Source organism: Williamsia sp. CHRR-6 (assembly GCF_018474015.1).
GTDB lineage: Bacteria > Actinomycetota > Actinomycetes > Mycobacteriales > Mycobacteriaceae > Williamsia_A.
Genome location: NZ_JAHCSG010000002.1, coordinates 588,603 through 606,768, shown reverse-complemented (window position 1 = coordinate 606,768; position 18,166 = coordinate 588,603). Strand labels below are relative to the sequence as shown.

Below are 18,166 nucleotides of genomic sequence, written 5' to 3'. Positions count from 1 at the left end.
CGAGGCCTCGACACGGGTTGGTTTCCGGGGCAGCACTATTCGGGAATGGGGACCGGCTCGAGAATCTGCGGACGCGACTCCGGTGCGGCCGCCCGCAACGCATCGGCCGAATCATCGTCTGGCTGGCGCTGACTGGCCACCTCCGCCTCGACCCGCGCGGTGTAGGTGGCGATCTCGGCCTCCACCTGCTGTGCCGACCACCCGAGCACCGACGCCATCAGCTCGGCCACCTCTCGGGCGCAGTCCACACCCCGGTGCGGATATTCGATGGAGATCCGCGTGCGCCGTGAGAGCACATCCTCCAGATGCAGCGCGGCCTCGTGGGCGGCGGCGTAGACCACCTCCACCCGCAGATACTGCGGAGCCGCGGCCAGCGGCTGCAACAGGCCGGGGTCATCGTCGGCCAGAGCCAACACGTCGTCGATCAACGATCCGAACCTGTTGAGCAATCGTCGAATCCGGTACGGGTGCAACCCGAATCGCTGCCCGAGGTGATCGCACTGGTTCACCAGGGCGTAGTAGCCGTCGGCGCCGATCAGCGGCACCTGGGCGGTGATCGAGTCGGCCACCCGCGTGGGGATGTAGTCGGCACATGCGTCCACCGCATCGGCAGCCATCACCCGGTAGGTCGTGTACTTGCCACCGGCGATCGACACCAGTCCCGGCGCGGGCACGGCGACGGCGTGTTCACGGGACAGCTTGGACGTCTCATCGCTCTCACCGGCCAGCAGCGGACGCAGCCCGGCGTACACGCCCTCGATGTCGTCGTGGGTCAGCGGTGTCACCAGCACGTCGTTGACCCGGGTGAGGATGTAGTCGATGTCGGCGCGGGTCGCGGCGGGGTGGGCGAGATCGAGGTTCCAGTCGGTGTCGGTGGTCCCGATGATCCAATGGGTCTCCCACGGGATGACGAACAGCACCGAGGTGGGCGTGCGCAGGATGATCGCGGTCTCGCTGACGATCCGGTCGCGAGGCACCACGATGTGCACGCCCTTGGACGCCCGAACGCGAAACCGTCCGCGCTCCTTGGACAACGCCTGCACCTCGTCGGTCCACACACCGGCCGCGTTGATCACGCAATGCGACCGGATGGCGATCTCGGCGCCGGTCTCGGTGTCACGCACCCGCACCCCGGCCACCCGATCGGCCTCCTTGACGAAGGAGATCACCTGGGTGGAGGTTCGGACCACGGCGCCGTAATGGGCTGCGGTGCGAGCCACGGTCAAGCTGTGGCGAGCGTCGTCAACCACGGTGTCGTGATAGCGGATGCCGCCGGTGAGCGCCGAACGCTTCAACGACGGCGCCGCCCGCAACGCACCGGATCGGGTGACATGACGTTGCCCAGGAACACTTCTCGATCCGCCCAGCGAGTCGTAGAGGAACAACCCGGCCGCCACGTAAGGCCGTTCGAAGAAGCGGTGGGTCAACGGATAGAGGAACGGCAGCGGCTTGACCAGATGCGGGGCCAACACTCGCAGCGACAACTCACGTTCGCGTAGCGCCTCGCGCACCAGGCCGAACTCGAGCTGCTCGAGGTATCGCAGTCCGCCGTGGAACATCTTCGACGATCGACTCGAGGTGCCCGAGGCGATGTCACGTGCCTCGACCAGCGCCACGCGCAAGCCCCGGGTGGCCGCGTCGAGGGCAGCCCCGGCTCCCACCACGCCACCCCCGATGACCACGACATCGAACTGCTCGTCGCGTAGACGCTGCCAGGCGTTGTCGCGGTAGCCGGGTCCCAGGTCAGCGCGACGGTCGGGATCGAATTCCTGGTTCCGATCGCCCTCACCCGGACGAGGCACCTCACGCAGTGGCTGCACGGGTCGCCGGGTCGGCGTCGCGCCGCCTGCTGTCGATGGGGCCTGATCACCAGTGGTCATCGTGGGTCACTTCCTCGCGTCGCATACCTCGCCCACGTTACCCGCGGGTAGCGACGCGATCAGGCAACACCGACGGGTTCATCACGAAGCTGCGTGGGCGACCACCGCGGCCAACCGAGCCACCGCGACATCGAGGGTCGACTCGTCGAGGGTCGCGAAGCTCAGACGCATGCAGTCCGCGGCGTCCATCGACACCGCGAACGCCGAACCGGGAACGTAGGCAACCCCGCCCGCCACTGCTTCGCCCAGCAGCGCGGTGGTGTTCACCCCGGGGACGCGCACCCAGCAGAACATGCCGCCCTGCGGTGCGGCGAACAGTGCGCGCTCGCCCAGATGTGTTGTCAAAGAATCGATCAGGGCGCCGCAGCGACGACTGTAGGCGTCGACCAGCTGGGCCAGGTGCGCGGTCCACCACACCTCGTCAGACATCAGCTCGCCCACCACGGCATGCGCGAGGGTCGAACCGCACAGGTCCACCGACTGTCGATAGCGCTCCACGGCATCGATCACCTCCGGCGGGCCGGACACCCAGCCGACCCGCAACGCCGGCGCGAGCACCTTGGACGCACTGCCCAGACTCAGTACCCGGTCGCTCAGGACGTGTAGCGGCGTCGGCTCGACGCCGGCAAACCTCACTCGGCCATAGGGGTTGTCGTCGACGATCCAGAAACCGTATCGGTCTGCCAACGCGGCCAATCGAACCCGCCTGGCTTCGTCGAGACACACCGCTGCCGGGTTGTGGAACGAACTCACCGTGTGGACCAGGCGCGGTCGCGCTCCGTCGGCCAGGCGTTGGGCCAACAGGTCGGTGTCGAGTCCGGTCGCGGTGATGGGCAGCGCCTCGACGCGGGCTCGCACCCCGGCGAAGACCTGCAGTGCACCGATGTAGGCCGGGTCGTCGACGAACACCAGGTCTGCTGGGTCCAGCAGGGCGTGGGCCAGCAGGAACAGCGCCTGCTGGGAGCCATGGGTGAGCAGGACCTGGTGCGCGGACGACAGCCCGTCCGCAGCCGCGATCGCCTCACGCGCCGACCGCGTCCCGGCACTGGGGCCGTACTGCATGCTGGCCGGGTCGGCCAGCCGGTGGTCGATGGCGGCGGCGATCCGTTGGGTGGGGATCAACTCGGTGGCCGGTAACCCGCCGGCCAGGCTCAGCACTCCCCGACGTTCGGTCAGCGACAACAACTCTCGGATTGCCGACCCGGGGACGGCACGCAGCTCGGCGGAGGCGAACGAATCGCCGATGACGGTGGACATCGCAGTGACCTCGATGAGACGGGGTGATCAGCGATGTGTGTGGTCGCCAGATGGACGGGTCGTACCCAGCTCCGAGATTAAGGCCTGGTCCCACTAAATGAAAGTGAGATCCCAGATATTGGACGCGATCAGTCCAGGTCGTCGTGGCGGATCAGTTGGCGCGCCGCCTCGGTCACCGACCCCGACAGCGACGGGTACACCGAGAACGTCTGCGCCAGGTCGTTGACGGGCAGCTTGTTCTGTACGGCCAGCGCGATGGGCAGGATCAGCTCGGAGGCGTTGGGCGCCACCACCACCCCACCGATCACCACGCCGGTGGCCGGACGGCAGAAGATCTTGACGAAACCCCGGCGCAGGCCGCTCATCTTGGCCCGCGGGTTGGTCGCCAACGGCAACATGACTGTGCGGGCGGGATATTCACCGTCGTCGATCGCCTGCTGACTGACCCCAACCGTGGCGATCTCGGGCCGGGTGAAGATCGCCGAGGCCACCGTCTTGAGCTTGATCGGTGAGACACCCTCGCCCAGCGCGTGATACATCGCGATTCGGCCCTGCATGGCGGCCACCGACGCCAGCGGGAGCAGTCCGGTGCAGTCACCGGCCGCATACACACCGGGAGCGGGCGTCCGTGAGACGCGGTCGACGTTGATGTACCCGCCGCGGTCGGTTTCGAGGCCGACCTTGTCCAGACCGAGAGATGTCGTGTTGGGTACCGATCCCACCGTCATCAACACGTGCGAGCCGGCGACCACGGCCCCATCGGCCAGGGTTACCTCCACGCCGCCGTCGGTGCGCGAAACCGCCTCGGCACGAGCATGTTTGATCAGGGTCACACCACGCTCGGCCAGCACCTCCTCCAGCACCAGAGCGGCATCCTCGTCTTCGCCGGGCAGCACCCGATCGCGGCTGGAGACCAACGTCACCTGCACACCCAGCTCGGTGTAGGCGTGTACGAACTCGGCGCCGGTCACGCCCGAACCCACGACGACCAGGTGCTCGGGGAGCGTTTCAAGGTCGTAGAGCTGTCGCCAGGTGAGAATGCGTTCGCCGTCGGGTTGGGCGCTGGGCAGCACGCGGGGCGATGCGCCGGTCGCGATCAGGACCACGTCGGCGTCGAAGTGTTGCTCGGCGGACTCGTCGTCGGCATCCACGGGACGTGCGATCACGCGATGGGTGGACATGCCCGGCGCCGGGTCGGCCAGGCGGCCGTATCCGGCCACCAGTCGCACACCTTCGCTGGCCAACCGGGATCGGATGTCCGCCGACTGCGCGTGCGCCAGGTCGCGCACGCGCTGATGGATCTGCGGTAGCTCGACTTTGGCGTCGTGGTAGTCGAGGTCGATGCCCAGATCCGCCGCCCGCCGTACCTCGGTGCGAATACCGCTGGAGGCTATGAACGTCTTCGAGGGAACACAGTCCCACAGCACACACGCACCGCCGATGCCGTCGGAGTCCACCACGGTCACGTCCGCGCCGTACGCCGCAGCGACGAGGGCGGCCTCATAGCCCGCCGGTCCCCCGCCGATGATCACGATCCTGGTCATCTGCTGACATCACTCCCGAAATCGGCTGCCCTCGGCCTGCGCCCTGGCCTCCAAAACTAGTCCATCACCTCGCACGCCTGCGCAGCCGCGGCGTTTCGGCCGTGCGGCCTTTCGCACTCGCACACGACCCTCTAGGCTTTCGCCGTGCCGATCTACGCCGCCTACGGTTCCAACATGCATCCCGAACAGATGCTGGAACGGGCCCCCCATTCACCCATGGCGGGCACCGGTTGGCTGCGCGGCTGGCGTCTCACCTTCGGCGGTGGCGACATCGGGTGGGAGGGCGCCCTGGCCACCGTCACCGAAGATCGCACCGATCCCGACGCCCGGGTGTTCGTCGTCCTCTACGACGTGACCCCCGAGGATGAGGCGGTACTCGACAGCTGGGAAGGGTCCGAGCTGGGCATCCACCGCAAGATCAGGGCCCGGGTGGACACCGCCGACGGACCGGTGCTGGCGTGGCTGTACGTCCTCGACGCGTTCGAGGGCGGCCTGCCCTCGGCGCGCTATCTCGGGGTGATGGCCGAGGCCGCCGAGATAGCCGGCGCCCCGGCCGATTATGTACACGCGCTGCGCCTACGCGACGCACGCAATGTCGGTCCGGGCCCCGACGACGGCGTTGCCGACTAGCGGCGTTCCCGCTCCACTTTTTGACACGCGCCGACCCATTTCGCTCCTCTTGTTCACTCGCGCTCCTCACATACCTGGAGCGCGAGTCACAACGCGGGGCGCGAACTGACTTTTCATCGCGGTCAGTAGCCCTGTGACCGCAGATATCTCGCGATCGTGGCAGTCGACTCGGCGTAGCGGGGGCTCTCCACCATCGCCGCATAGGGCAACACCACGTACCGCTTGTTCACCACGGCCGCAGTTCGCGACATCAGTGGATGCTGTTCCAGCAGAGCCTTCTTCGTCTGCACCGCGTTGGCGGGGCCGGTGCCGTAGTCGACGATGACGATGACCTGGGGATCGCGTTGGGCCGCGGCCTCCCAGGAGACGGTGGTCCATGAATCGTTCAGGTCGTCGAAGATGTTGCTACCGCCGGCGTCAGCGATGATCTGGTCCGGGGTGGCGGTGCGACCGGCGGTGAACGGCGCTGGATCGGCACTGTCGAAGACGAACACCCGAGCCGGCGCAGCACCCTCAGGCTGAGCTTTTGCGCTCTCAGACAGAGTCTTTCGGAAGGATGCCACCAGCGCAGCAGCCCGGTCGGGGACCCGGAAGATGGCTCCGAGATTGGTGATGTCGGCGACCAGGGCGTCGAATGGCCGCATGATCCCGCGCCGCGTACCCCCACCAGGTTGGCGACACGCCTCGGTCAACTGATACGGCTGCGCACCGATTGAACGCACCCAATCCGGTGTCACCCCGGTGGACTCCCGGAATCCGTAGTTCCAGCCGGCGAACACGAAGTCCGGTCGGGCCGCGGCGATCACCTCGCGGGTGAAGCTGGTGCCCAACGTTCGGGTGGCCGCGAAATCGCCGCGCCAGGGCGAGGATGCGATGTCGCGGACCCCGCCATCGTAGGTGGTGTATCCGATCAGCTTGTCGCGCAACCCGAGAGCGAACATCATCTCGGTGATCCCGGTGTCGTTGGTGACCACCCGAGACGGCACCCGGTCGCTGGTGAACTGGAGGCCGCAGTTGCTCACCTGCACCGGCGGCACCGACCCCGACGACGGGGCGGCGGACTTCACGTCGGCGCCACACCCGGTGAGCAGCAGCAACCCGATCGCGCTCAGCGCGTGGGCAATCCGGAATCGAACCATCAGATGAGTCCTCCTGTCGAGATGTTCACACCGGCAGCCGCCGTTCCGTCGGCACGCGCACCGGCGTCGAAGATGACCTGGGGAACCCCCGAGACCGGATGATCGAGGACATGGCAGCCGATCCCGAAGTACTCGGTGATCACGGTGGCGCGCAGAACCTCTCGCGGCGAGCCTGCCGCCACCACCCGACCCAGCGAGAGCAGATACAACCGATCACAATACTGCGCAGCAAGATTCAGGTCGTGCAGTGCGCAGATCACTGTCACACCCGAGGTGCGCACGGCGTCGAGTACGCCGTACTGATGGGCCACGTCGAGATGGTTGGTCGGTTCGTCGAGCACCAGCACCTGTGGCTTCTGCGCCAGCGCCCGGGCGATCAGGGCGCGCTGCCGCTCACCACCGGACACTGTCGACAGCGGCCGGTCAGCGAGGTGGGTCACTCCCGCGACGTCCATCGCGGCGCGGCAGATCGCCCGTTGCCGTGCATCAGGGCGACGCAGCATCTGTCCGTGCGGGAGTCGACCGAGCGCCACCACCTCAGCGACGGTGAAGTCGACCTGTGCGGCCCCGTCCTGGGTGAGTGCAGCCACCCGACGAGCGTTGTCGCGCAAACTGATCGCCGCGATGTCGGTTCCGTCGACCCGCACCTGCCCCGATGTCGGGTCCAGCGCTCGATACAGGCACCGCAGGGCAGTCGACTTGCCACTGCCGTTGGGTCCGATGAGTCCGACGATCTCGCCCGCGGACGCACTCAGACAGATGTGCTCGACGATCGCCCGCTGGGCTCGATGGACGGTGACGTCCTCGTACTCGACCCCGCTCATCGGGGGACCAACCGACTGCGGTTGCGCATCATGACAACGAACACCGGAACGCCGACGGCAGCGGTGATCGCGCCCAGCGGAAGCTCTTTGGGTGCTGCGACGGTGCGGGCGACCAGGTCGGCCGACACCAGGAACACCGCACCGATCACCGGTGTGACCGTCAACAGCCGCCGGTGATCTGACCCGACCAGCAACCGCCCGATGTGCGGAACCACCAGGCCGACGAATCCAATTGCGCCACAACTCGACACGATCACCCCGGTGATCAGGGCCGAGACGGTGAACAACAGCACCCGGAAGCGGCCGGCGTCGATGCCCAGCGAGGCCGCGGTCTCATCGCCCAGGGACAACGCATCCAGCCGGGCCGGCATCACAGCCAGGATCGCGCCGCCGAACGCACACACCGCGCTGGTCACCACGAGAGTCTGCCAGCCGGCGGCAGACAGGCTTCCCAGCAACCAGAACATGACGCTGCGCGCGGCATCGCCCGCCGGAGCCAAGAACACCAACACCGTTGTGACGGCTGAGAACCCGTACCCCAGTGACGTCCCGATGAGCACCAGCCCAGTCGGCAACAACCCTTCGGGGGTGCGCGCGGCGAGGAACACCAACGCCGTTGCCACCAGCGCCCCGAGGAAGGCGGCAGCCGGCAACGCGATCATGCCCAGCGTGCCCAGCACCCCGAACAACACCACCGTGCTCGCCCCCACCGAGGCACCCGAGGAGATCCCCAGCACGTAAGGATCGGCGAGTGCGTTGCGCACCATCGCCTGCACCACCACACCCACCACGCTGAGCCCGGCCCCGACCACCACGGCAGTGAGCACGCGTGGCAACCGGGAGTCGACGACGATGTGGAATTCGGCGGCATCGGCCGCGGCGATGGTGCCGCCGGTCAGCTGCGCCCACAGGTACCCCAGCGCGTCGGACACCGGGATGGAGACCGATCCGAACACCACCCCGGCCAGGCAGACGACCAGCAGCAGCGGGATCGCCACCGCCAGCACTCGCGCGGGTGGGCGAAAGACGGCGCGAGAACCCGACGGTGGTGTCGCGTCCAGCGTCTGCTGTGACATCTCGGTGGCCACCGATCTCACCTGCCATCCTGTTTCTCGCTCGATGGCAGCAACAGATGCAGGGCAGGACACGGCAGCGCCCGACGCCGCATCAGCCATGTCCCTCGAGGCCGACGAGCGACCGCACCAAGCCGATGCGGCCGCGCTGGCAGGTCTTCGGACTCAAGGGCTCGATCCGCGTGACACGCGAATCACCTACTGTGCGGCCGCTTCCCAGGAGTCATCCCCAGTGCTGATGGCCGCGTTCGTTCCCTCTCACCGCTGCGGGGCAGTCCCGGATTCCCACCGGGTTCCCTCTTGCGATCCGACCCCCCGTACGGGCAGCCAGAAACCAACGCTGGGCGGAGCCTAACACTGACCGGCGGCCAGAGTTCTCGCTCCACTTTGTGACTCGCGCTCCGGGTATCTCCGGGGCGAACGAGAAAAAGTGGAGCGCGAACAGAATGTTCGACACATGTGGAGCGAGGACCTCAGGTGAGATCGGCGAAGACCACACCGGCCAGCGTGCGGACACCGATGGCCAGGGCGCGCTCGTCGATGTCGAAGTTGGGTTGATGCAGGTCCACCTTCGGGCTCACCCCGTCCCACACGCCAAGCCGACCCATCGCGCCGGGTACATGTTCGAGGTACCACGAGAAGTCCTCGCCACCACCGGACTGCGGGGTGTCGGCCAGTGCGTCGGGTGAGATGGCCTCGACGCTCGCGCGCATGGTCGCGGTGGCGTCGGGGTCGTTGACCACCGGCGGCACACCACGCTCGTAGTGCAGGTCGTAGGTGATGCCCAGCGGGGACAGCAGACCGGCCACCGCCTCGATCACCAACGGCTCCAACAACTCCCACGTGTCGTGATCGCCCGTGCGCACTGTTCCTCGCAGTCGACCCTCCTGCGGGATGGCGTTGGGTGCGTTGCCTGCGTGCGCCGAACCCCACACCATCACGGTGCCGGTGCGCGGATCGACCCGACGTGACAGCACCGCGGGCAGCCCCGTGATGACCGTCCCCATGGCGTGCACCAGATCGGAGGTGAGGTGGGGCCGGGAGGTGTGACCACCGGGCGAATGCAGGTACAGGTCGACGTGATCGGCGGCCGAGGTGATGGCCCCGGTGCGCAGACCCACCCGCCCCACCGCCAGCTTGGGATCGCAGTGCAGGGCGTAGAACCTCGAGATTCCCTGGGTGACCCCGGCGTCGACGGCGTCGCGCGCGCCGCCAGGCATCACCTCCTCGGCGGCCTGGAACACCAGGCGTACACCGGTCGGCAGATCTCCGGCGCTCGCCAGCAACTCGGCCACCGAGACGAGGATGGCGGTGTGTGCGTCGTGGCCACAGGAATGTGACACCCCATCGACGGAGGACGCGAACGGTAGACCGGTGCGCTCGGCGATGGGCAGGGCGTCCATGTCGGCGCGCAGCGCGATGCGCGGGCCGGCCGGTCCCAGATCGCACACCACCCCGGTCCCCAGCGGCAGCCGCTGCGGCGACAGCCCAGCCGCGGTCAGACGTTCGAGCACCAGATCTGTGGTCCGGTACTCCTGCCGCGACAGTTCGGGGTGCGCGTGCAGGTCGCGACGCAACGCGATCATCTGGTCGCCATGATCAGCCAACCACCGATCGATGTGGGCGGCGCGGCGAGCCGTGTCGGTCATGCCGTGGGATGCGGGACCGCAAGATCGGCGAGCACAGACCGGCGTAGTCCCTTCTTGATGGTGGCCAGGTTGGCTCCGGCGAACTGCGTGCGGGCGGCGGCCACGTCGCGCGCGCACACCATCAGGTCGGCCTGGGACACCGCCTCCTCCACGATGCCCGCAGCGGCACACTCGGCCCCGCCGTAACGACGACCGGTGGTCGCCGCCTCGGTCAGCGTGGCGTCGGGCAGCCGAGCCGCCAGCAGCGCCATCATGCCGAGCGGAATGGGAATACCCATCACCACCTCGGGCAGCGACCAGAATCCTCGGTCGTCGCGCATGATGCGGTGGTCAGCGCACAGCGGCAGCATCGCGCCGGCACCGAACGCATGCCCGTTCACCGCGGCGACGGTCGGCACCGGCAACGACAGCACGCGGGCGAACACCGCGTGCACGCTGTCGATGTAGGGGCCCACCGTCTCGGCTGAGGTGATGGAGGCGACGTCAAGGCCGTTGGAGAAGAACTTCCCGGTCGCGGTGATGACCAGCGCCCCGCTGGGGTCGGCTTCCACCGTCGCCAACAGGTCGTTGACCTCGGCGATCCAGGCGGTGGAGAACCTGTTCTCGGGGTTGTCGGGATCGAGTTCGACACCCTCGGCGCCGAGGTAGAGCTCCCAGGTGGACTCGATGCGGGTCAGGTACGGCATCGGCCCAGCGTATCGGGTCGCGTCCCGCGCGCAGTCACCTTGCCGACTCACCTCGCCGAGCGGTACGCGGTGTACGTGGTTCCCGAATCCGTGCCCGACTCCGATTCGTCGTGGCTGGTCGAGCAATTCCTGCGGAACCGACGCGCTCGGGTGCACACCGGAGTCAAGACGCATCGGCTCGCCTGGCCAGTTCAGTTGAACCACTGGTGTTTCCGACGGACATCGGTGTCTCACAACAGCACAGTCCGCCGCCCAGCCGAGCCGACTAGGCTCACCGACATGAGCACCGCCGAACCCAGCGTCGACCCCACCGTCGATCCCACCGCGGCCGCAGCAGCGGCCGCCGCGTTCATCGCCGAGGCCACCGCCACCCCCCGCCACGACATAGCCGTGGTGTTGGGGTCGGGGTGGGCGCCGGCGGCATCTGCGTTTGGCACCGCCGAGTCGAGCGTGCCGATGGCCGACATCCCCGGGTTCACCGCGCCCAGCGCGGCCGGGCACACCGGTCAGGTGCAGTCAGTGAACATCGGTGGTCGTCGAGTGTTGCTGCTGCTGGGTCGAACCCACGCCTACGAGGGCAACCCGTTGGCGCGGGTGGTGCACGCAGTACGCACCGCCGCGGCCACCGGGGTACACACCGTGGTGTTGACCAACGCCGCCGGCGGGCTGCGCGAGGACATGTCGGTGGGGCAGCCGGTGCTGATCAGTGACCATCTGAACCTCACCGCCCGCTCCCCGCTGGAGGGTGCGCAGTTCGTTGATCTGGTGGACGCGTACTCCGCCCGTCTGCGCGCCATCGCCCACGAGGTGCGCGACGATCTGGCCGAGGGCGTGTACGCCGGGCTGCCCGGCCCGCACTACGAGACACCGGCCGAGATCGGCATGCTGCGCACCCTGGGTGCCGACCTGGTGGGCATGTCGACGGTGCACGAGACGATCGCGGCTCGGGCAGCGGGTCTGCAGGTGCTGGGGCTGTCGCTGGTGACCAATCTGGCCGCGGGGATCACCGGCGAACACCTGGACCACACCGAGGTCCTCGCCGCCGGAGCGGATGCCGCCGCCGACCTGGGCGCGCTGCTCGCGGCGATCGTGGCGAAACTGTAAACCGTGAAACCGCAACGTCTTCGATTCGGCACCGCCGGCATCCGCGGACCGGTACGCGAGGGTGTGGACGCCATGAACGTCGACACCGTCGCCCGGGTGACCGCGGCGTTGGCCCACTGGCTGGTCGATCACGGCCACACCGGTGCGAGCGTGGTGGTGGGCCGCGACGCCCGCCACGGCTCGGCACAGTTCTTCGACACCACCGTCGCGGTGTTGCAGCGCAGGGGTTTCGACGTGATTGCGTTGCCGGGCGTGGTGCCCACCCCGGTGCTGGCGTTCACCACTCGAGCGCTGTCGGCCGCAGCGGGGGTGATGATCACCGCGTCACACAACCCACCCGCCGACAACGGCTACAAGGTGTATCTCGGGGGTGGCGTGATCGATGCGGGTGCACAGATCGTGCCGCCGGTGGACGCCGAGATCGAGGCGTGGATCGACCGGATCGATTCACTCCCAACGGACCTCACCCGCGCTACAACGACCGACGAGCGCGCCGACACCGCGGTGGATGCCTACCTGGCACGACTGAGTGCGCGGTTCGGACATCGGCCATCGCAGTTACGCATCGCGCTGACCCCGATGCACGGGGTGGGTGGAGAGGTGGCTGTGCGCGCCCTACGGGCGGCCGGGTTCACCGACATCCACACGGTGACCGAGCAATTCGATCCCGACCCCGACTTTCCCACCGTCTCGTTTCCCAACCCCGAGGAGCCGGGCGCGGCCGATCTACTGCTGGCCCTTGCCGACCGGGTGGATGCCGACCTGGCCATCGCGTTGGATCCTGACGCCGACCGGTGCGCCATCGGCACGAGAATCGACGGCGCATGGCGAATGCTGACCGGCGACGAGACCGGCGCGCTACTGGGTGCGGCCGCGCTGGCCGGTGGCAACCGGTCCGAGAACCACAGCGCCGCAACCCCGCTGGTGGCCACCACCATCGTCTCGGGCAGCATCCTGGGCGCCATCGCCACCGCAGCGGGCGCGCAGTACCGACGCACCCTCACCGGCTTCAAGTGGCTGGTGCGAGCGGGAGACGATCTCGTCTACGCCTACGAGGAAGCCATCGGTCACTGTGTGGACCCGACAGCGGTGCGCGACAAGGACGGGATCAGTGCGGCGGTGGCATGCGCACGGATCGCCGATGACCGCAGCCGCGTCGGCGAGCAGCTCTGCGATGCCCTCGATGCGCTGTTCGTCGCCCATGGCGTGCACCGCACCGCGCAGCTGTCGGTACGGACCCACGACGTCGGGGAGGTGACCGGCCTGATGTCGCGGCTGCGCGAGGCCCCACCGGCGTCGCTGGCCGGATTCGAGGCGACGCTGACCGATCATGCTCGTCGAGATGACGAGCTGGCCACCGACGCAGTGGAGTTCACCGGTTCGAACGAGCATATGGCGGTACGGATCATCGTGCGGCCGTCGGGGACCGAACCGAAGGTGAAGTTCTACCTCGAGGTCGCCTGCCACCCGAGCGCCGATCTCGCCACCGCCACGGCGACAGCCGACGCCGCGATGACAGAACTGCGTTCGGCCGCCGCGGCACTGACGCAGCCGTGACGAACGCGTTGCCGACCGGCGAACGCCCTGCGGTGGTCGATGTGCGATCGATCAGCGTGGTCCGGTCCGGGCGACATCTGTTGCACGACATCGATCTTCGGCGACGCGCCGGTGCGCATTGGGCGCTGTTGAGTCACCGCCTGGGTCGGGTGGACAGGCGTGACCTACGCACGCACACCGGCCATGTCGATCCCCGGCATCCGGCATCGGCTTGATCAGCCGTTGAGCCCCGCATGAGGTGGTGTTGACCGGCCTGACGAGCCGGCCACCGGCTTGGATCTCGCCGCCCGCAAGCAACTGCTGCACGGTCTGGATGGTCTAGATGGTCTGGATGGTCTGGATGGTCTAGATGGTCTAGGTGCCGAGATACCGACGGTGGCAAGCATTCTGGTGACTCATCACCTCGAAGACCGACCGGCCTCCACCACTCATGTCGTGCTGCTGCGCGACGGGGGCGTGGTGGCACAGGGTCCGATGGCGAACGCACTGACCTCGGCGACGATCAGTGAGTGTGTCGACCATCCGGTGGTGGTGCGTCGTATCTCGGGGCGCCGGTCGGCGACCTCGCCGGGGGGATGACAGGGTCGGCGACCTCGCCGGGGGCACCGTGAGCGGTGGAAAAGATTCGGGCAAACACTTGTCAGCCAACAAGCAACTATGTAACGTGGTGCCTGTCACATCGAAGTGATGCTCGGCCCCCGGCCACCGCACCAGATCACACGGTCGGATGCCTCATCTCGGCGTCACTTCACCGTTTCCGCACTCGTGAACATGCCGTTTTCCCGTGTGCATTCGACAGATCGGGTCCGCCCGCTCGGCCAAAGGAGCCAATAGATGAGCACCACCAGCACCATTGACATCACCACCGGCGAGGAACTGGCCGAGGGTGTCCGCCTGTTCATCGAGCACGAAGTTCGCCCCGTCGAGGAGAAGTACTCCGACGTCATCTCCGCGACCGGCGACATCCCTGCCGAGGACAAGCAGCGCGAGCTGCTCGCCATCCGCCGCAAGAGCGCCGATGCGGGGTTCTACACCATGGCCACGCCCGAGGAGTTCGGCGGCGGCGGAATCGGTGCCGAGCCGATGGTCCACTGCCACAAGGCCGTCGGCAAGTCTGGCCTCATCCTCGCCTCGGGTGTGTTCTGCGGCGTCGAAGGCCCCAGCCCGGCCATGTTCTCCATGAACGAGGCCCAGCGAGCGCAGTACCTCGACCCCGTCATGCGCGCCGAGAAGCAGGCATGTTTCGGTCTGACCGAGCCGGGCGCCGGTTCTGACGCATCCAACATCAAGACCCGCGCGGTGCGCGACGGTGACGACTGGATCATCAACGGCTCCAAGCAGTTCATCACCAACGGGCAGTACGCCGACTTCTGCATGGTGGTCGCTGTCACCGACGCGACCAAGGGCTCACACGGTGGCATCACCCTGTTCCTGGTCGACATGGACACCCCCGGCGTCAGCGTGGGTGGCGTGCACCAGACCCTCGGCGAGCATCGTCCTGCGGATCTGTTCTTCGACGATGTGCGCGTACCGAATTCGGCGATCCTGGGCAAGGAGGGCTTCGCCTTCGGCCCTGCCCTCAAGGGCATCAACTTCACCCGCCTCAACGTCGGAGCCGGCTCGATCGGCAAGTCCGAGTACCTCATCGACCGCATGCTGTCCTACGCCAAGGAGCGGCACGCATTCGGCACCCCGATCGGCAAGAACCAGTTCGTGCAGGGCCACATCGTCGATTCGATCATCGAGACCGAAGCCGCCTGGCAACTGACCCTGGCTGCGGCCCGCTCGGTGGACGCCCTCGACGGCAAGGAGCGCATCCTGGCCGCCAGCGCCAAGATCACCGGCACCGAACTGCTCTCCCGGGTGGCCGATCGCGCCATCCAGGTACACGGCGGCATGGGCGTCACCACCGCCGTCGGCGTCGAGCGCTTCTACCGCGACGCTCGCGCCGGCCGCCTGTACGAGGGCACCAGCGAGTTGCTGCGCGCCAACATCGCTCGCTGGGTTGGCCTGTGAGCCACACCCACATCACCCACAGAATCTGACATCCCATGGCACCCCTACACGTTCGGGAGGTTCAACGATGAACGCCCTACACCGGTCCCCCAATCAGATGGAGACGGTGGCGGCAGCAATCGCCGCCTACCCGGACCGAACCGCCTTTGTCGACCTCGACGGCGAGCTCACGTTCGCCCAGGCAGGTCAGCTGGTCTCCGGTATCGCCCACACCCTCGCCGCACACGGCGTGGGCCCGGGCGACGCGGTGGCCATCCTGTCCCGGAACCGAGCCGCCGCATGGTTGTCCGGGCTCGCGGCACAGTTCCTCGGGGCTCGTACCACTCCCCTGCTGTTCGCCGCGTCGGAGTCCGATCACCTCTACATCTGCGATGACGCTGAGATCGCAACTCTCATAGTCGATTCCGACGCTTTCGCCGAGCGCGCAACGGTCTTGTCCGAACAGGTTCCCAGCATCACCAAGGTCTTCAGCCTGGGGCCCAGCGACCAGTTCGAGGACATTCTGGCGCTCGCTCGAGTGGCACCGATGTCGCGGCTGATCCCCGCCGTGACAGACCCTGAGGCGATCCAGACGGTGCTGTACACCGGCGGCACGACCGGGCGTCCCAAAGGCGTGATGCTGCCCCAGCGGGCGTGGACCGCGGTGCTGCAGGCGTCGCTGATGGACGGCGAGATCGCTCCCGCAGCGCACGGGCTGGTGGCGGCTCCCATCTCACACGCCGCCGGCAACGCGATTGCGCCGACCCTGGCTCGGGGCGGGATGTCGGTGCTGCACGAGGGATTCGACGCCCACCGCTTCCTGCGCGCCATCGAGGAGCACCGCATCAGCTACACCTTCGGTGTGCCGACGATGCTCTATTCGCTGCTGCGCCTGCCCGAGATCGACACCACCGACATCTCCAGCCTGGACAACTTCATCTACGGTGCAGCGTTGATGTCTCCGGCGTCGCTGCGGGCGTGTATGCAGCAGGTGGGCCCCATCTTCTCCCAGGGGTACGGCCAGACCGAGTCGTTGGGTCTTGGGACACGTCTTCGCAAGGAAGATCACGATCCCGACCGTCCTGAACTGCTGGCCTCGGCGGGTCGTCCTCACTTCCTGATCGATCTGGCCATCCAGGATGAGACTGGATCAACCCTTCCCGCAGGCGAAGTGGGCGAGATCTGCCTCCGGGGTCCATCGGTGATGTCGGGGTACTGGAAGAATCCCGAACTGACCGCGCTGACCCTGCGCGATGGGTGGTTGCACACCGGCGACGTCGGGGTGCAGTCGCCCGACGGGACGGTCACGATCGTCGACCGCCTCAAGGACATGATCATCTCCGGCGGGTTCAACGTCTACCCGCGCGAAGTGGAGATCGCCATCGAGGCGCACACCGGTGTCGCCAACGCTGCGGTCATCGGGGTCCCGGACGAGAAGTGGGGCGAGGCAGTCAAAGCCGTGATCACACTCAAGCCAGGACAACTGGTCACTGCAGCCGAGATCCAGGAGCTGGTGCGCCGCCAGAAGGGCCCGATCAACACACCCAAGCTGGTCGAGTTCGTCGATCAGATGCCGGTGACCGCCACCGGGAAGCTGGACAAACGCGCTCTGCGCAGCAGGCATCGGGAACCAGCCGAGGCGAAAGGATAAGCGCATCATGGCAACTGAGACAACACCCGGTACCGGCGGACCGCTGTCCGGCCTGCGTGTCATCGAGATCGGCAGCATCGGTCCTGGTCCGCATGCGGCGATGATCCTGTCCGACCTCGGCGCCGACGTGGTCCGTGTGACCCGAGTCGGGTACCGCCCGTCCCCGGACCCCATGCAGCGGGGACGCCGATGGGTGGAGCTCGACCTGCAGTCGGCCGACGGTGTGGCCGCCGTGCGCGAGCTGATACGCGTGGCCGACGTCCTCATCGAGGGATTCCGTCCCGGGGTGATGGAACGGTTGGGCCTAGGTCCCGACGAGGTGTCCGCAGACAACCCCGGCTTGGTCTACGCCCGGATGACCGGGTGGGGTCAGTCGGGTCCGATGGCCGATCGCGCCGGGCACGACATCAACTACATCGCCCTAGCCGGCGCACTCGACGCCATCACCCCGCCCGGTGAACAACCGCGGCCACCGGCAAATCTGGTGGGCGACTTCGGCGGCGGCTCACTGTTCTTGGTCGTGGGCGTGCTGTCGGCGCTGCTGGAACGAGTGATCTCCGGCCGCGGGCAGGTGGTCGACGCCGCGATGCTCGACGGCAGCGGCATCCTGCTGCAGATGCAGTGGACGGCCAAGGCGTCGCCGGCGGTGGGCCCGCTGCTCGACGCCATCAGCCAGGGCCGCACACCGTACTACCGCACCTACCGGTGCTCCGACGGCCGCTATCTGTCGGTGGGGGCCATCGAGCCGAAGTTCTACCGCGAGTTCGTGATCGGGCTCGGTCTCGACCCTGCCGAGCTGCCCGAGCAGAACGATCACACCCACTGGGCCGAACTGACCGAGCGGTTCGCCGGCATCGTGGCCACCCGCACCATGAACGAGTGGGAGCAGGCCTTCGCCGGCGTAGATGCCTGCGTCGCACCTGTTCTCACCCTGGAGGAGTCGGCGCGCCACCCTCAGCAGTCGCAGCGTGATGCGGTGATCACCGTCGACGGTGTGGCACAAGCCGCTCCGGCACCACGGTTCTCGCGATCGCAGCCCTCGGTTCCCAGTGCCGACGCCCCGTCGGCATCGACGCCTGCTGATGTGGTGGCGCAGTGGTCGGCCACCGACCGAGCACCCCTGCGTTCGACGGCCACGGTGGGTTGAGATGAGCGCCCACCCGATCAGTGAAGAGCG

General features: G+C 67.6%; 14 protein-coding genes, 1 pseudogene and 1 riboswitch. Of the genes and pseudogenes, 7 read left to right on the top strand and 8 right to left on the bottom strand.

Features of this window, described 5'->3' with window-relative positions:
• Positions 1-35: 35 nt before the first annotated feature.
• From glpD to KIK15_RS08725, 3 genes are all read right to left on the bottom strand, one after another.
• Positions 36-1,880, bottom strand: coding sequence for a glycerol-3-phosphate dehydrogenase (glpD, locus tag KIK15_RS08735; RefSeq protein ID WP_214243774.1), 1,845 nt, complete (start codon positions 1,878-1,880; stop codon positions 36-38).
• An 81-nt stretch (positions 1,881-1,961) separates the two neighbouring features.
• Positions 1,962-3,137: a PLP-dependent aminotransferase family protein gene (locus KIK15_RS08730; RefSeq protein WP_214243773.1), complete on the bottom strand. Its 1,176-nt coding sequence runs from the start codon at positions 3,135-3,137 to the stop codon at positions 1,962-1,964.
• Between the two features lie 128 nt (positions 3,138-3,265).
• Positions 3,266-4,681, bottom strand: coding sequence for an NAD(P)H-quinone dehydrogenase (locus KIK15_RS08725; protein ID WP_214243772.1), 1,416 nt, complete (start codon positions 4,679-4,681; stop codon positions 3,266-3,268).
• A 144-nt stretch (positions 4,682-4,825) separates the two neighbouring features.
• Here KIK15_RS08725 and KIK15_RS08720 point away from each other — a divergent pair, with 144 nt between their 5' ends.
• A complete protein-coding gene (locus tag KIK15_RS08720; RefSeq protein WP_214243771.1) occupies positions 4,826-5,311 on the top strand; it encodes a gamma-glutamylcyclotransferase in 486 nt (161 codons plus the stop codon).
• 122 nt (positions 5,312-5,433) lie between these two features.
• Here KIK15_RS08720 and KIK15_RS08715 read toward each other — a convergent pair whose 3' ends face one another.
• The 5 genes from KIK15_RS08715 to KIK15_RS08695 form a co-directional block, all read right to left on the bottom strand.
• Complete coding sequence (locus KIK15_RS08715; RefSeq protein ID WP_214243770.1) at positions 5,434-6,450, bottom strand: ABC transporter substrate-binding protein; 1,017 nt, start codon at positions 6,448-6,450, stop codon at positions 5,434-5,436.
• Positions 6,450-7,274, bottom strand: coding sequence for an ABC transporter ATP-binding protein (locus KIK15_RS08710; RefSeq protein WP_214243769.1), 825 nt, complete (start codon positions 7,272-7,274; stop codon positions 6,450-6,452). The genes KIK15_RS08715 and KIK15_RS08710 overlap by 1 nt, the downstream gene beginning before the upstream one ends.
• Positions 7,271-8,281, bottom strand: coding sequence for a FecCD family ABC transporter permease (locus KIK15_RS08705; protein ID WP_374222838.1), 1,011 nt, complete (start codon positions 8,279-8,281; stop codon positions 7,271-7,273). Before KIK15_RS08705 ends, KIK15_RS08710 begins: the two co-directional genes overlap by 4 nt.
• Positions 8,282-8,479: 198 nt before the next feature.
• Positions 8,480-8,701, bottom strand: a riboswitch (cobalamin riboswitch).
• A gap of 119 nt (positions 8,702-8,820) precedes the next feature.
• Positions 8,821-9,996 carry an amidohydrolase gene (locus KIK15_RS08700; RefSeq protein WP_214243768.1) on the bottom strand — a complete coding sequence of 392 codons (1,176 nt, stop codon included), beginning with the start codon at positions 9,994-9,996 and terminating at the stop codon, positions 8,821-8,823.
• Complete coding sequence (locus tag KIK15_RS08695) at positions 9,993-10,682, bottom strand: enoyl-CoA hydratase/isomerase family protein (protein WP_214243767.1); 690 nt, start codon at positions 10,680-10,682, stop codon at positions 9,993-9,995. Before KIK15_RS08695 ends, KIK15_RS08700 begins: the two co-directional genes overlap by 4 nt.
• 279 nt (positions 10,683-10,961) lie before the next feature.
• Between KIK15_RS08695 and KIK15_RS08690 the strand changes: the two genes are divergently transcribed.
• From KIK15_RS08690 to KIK15_RS08665, 6 genes and pseudogenes are all read left to right on the top strand, one after another.
• Positions 10,962-11,786: a purine-nucleoside phosphorylase gene (locus tag KIK15_RS08690; RefSeq protein ID WP_214243766.1), complete on the top strand. Its 825-nt coding sequence runs from the start codon at positions 10,962-10,964 to the stop codon at positions 11,784-11,786.
• Positions 11,787-11,789: 3 nt separating this feature from the next.
• The gene (locus KIK15_RS08685) at positions 11,790-13,343 is read left to right on the top strand and encodes a phospho-sugar mutase (protein WP_307851802.1); all 1,554 of its coding nucleotides are present in this window, start codon (positions 11,790-11,792) and stop codon (positions 13,341-13,343) included.
• Between the two features lie 8 nt (positions 13,344-13,351).
• Positions 13,352-13,922: pseudogene (locus tag KIK15_RS08680) on the top strand (hypothetical protein).
• Positions 13,923-14,177: 255 nt separating this feature from the next.
• Positions 14,178-15,359 carry an acyl-CoA dehydrogenase family protein gene (locus KIK15_RS08675; RefSeq protein WP_214243765.1) on the top strand — a complete coding sequence of 394 codons (1,182 nt, stop codon included), beginning with the start codon at positions 14,178-14,180 and terminating at the stop codon, positions 15,357-15,359.
• Between the two features lie 67 nt (positions 15,360-15,426).
• Positions 15,427-16,989, top strand: a complete 1,563-nt coding sequence (locus tag KIK15_RS08670; RefSeq protein WP_214243764.1) for an AMP-binding protein — start codon at positions 15,427-15,429, stop codon at positions 16,987-16,989.
• 7 nt (positions 16,990-16,996) lie between these two features.
• The gene (locus KIK15_RS08665; RefSeq protein WP_214243763.1) at positions 16,997-18,136 is read left to right on the top strand and encodes a CaiB/BaiF CoA-transferase family protein; all 1,140 of its coding nucleotides are present in this window, start codon (positions 16,997-16,999) and stop codon (positions 18,134-18,136) included.
• Positions 18,137-18,166: the final 30 nt, after the last annotated feature.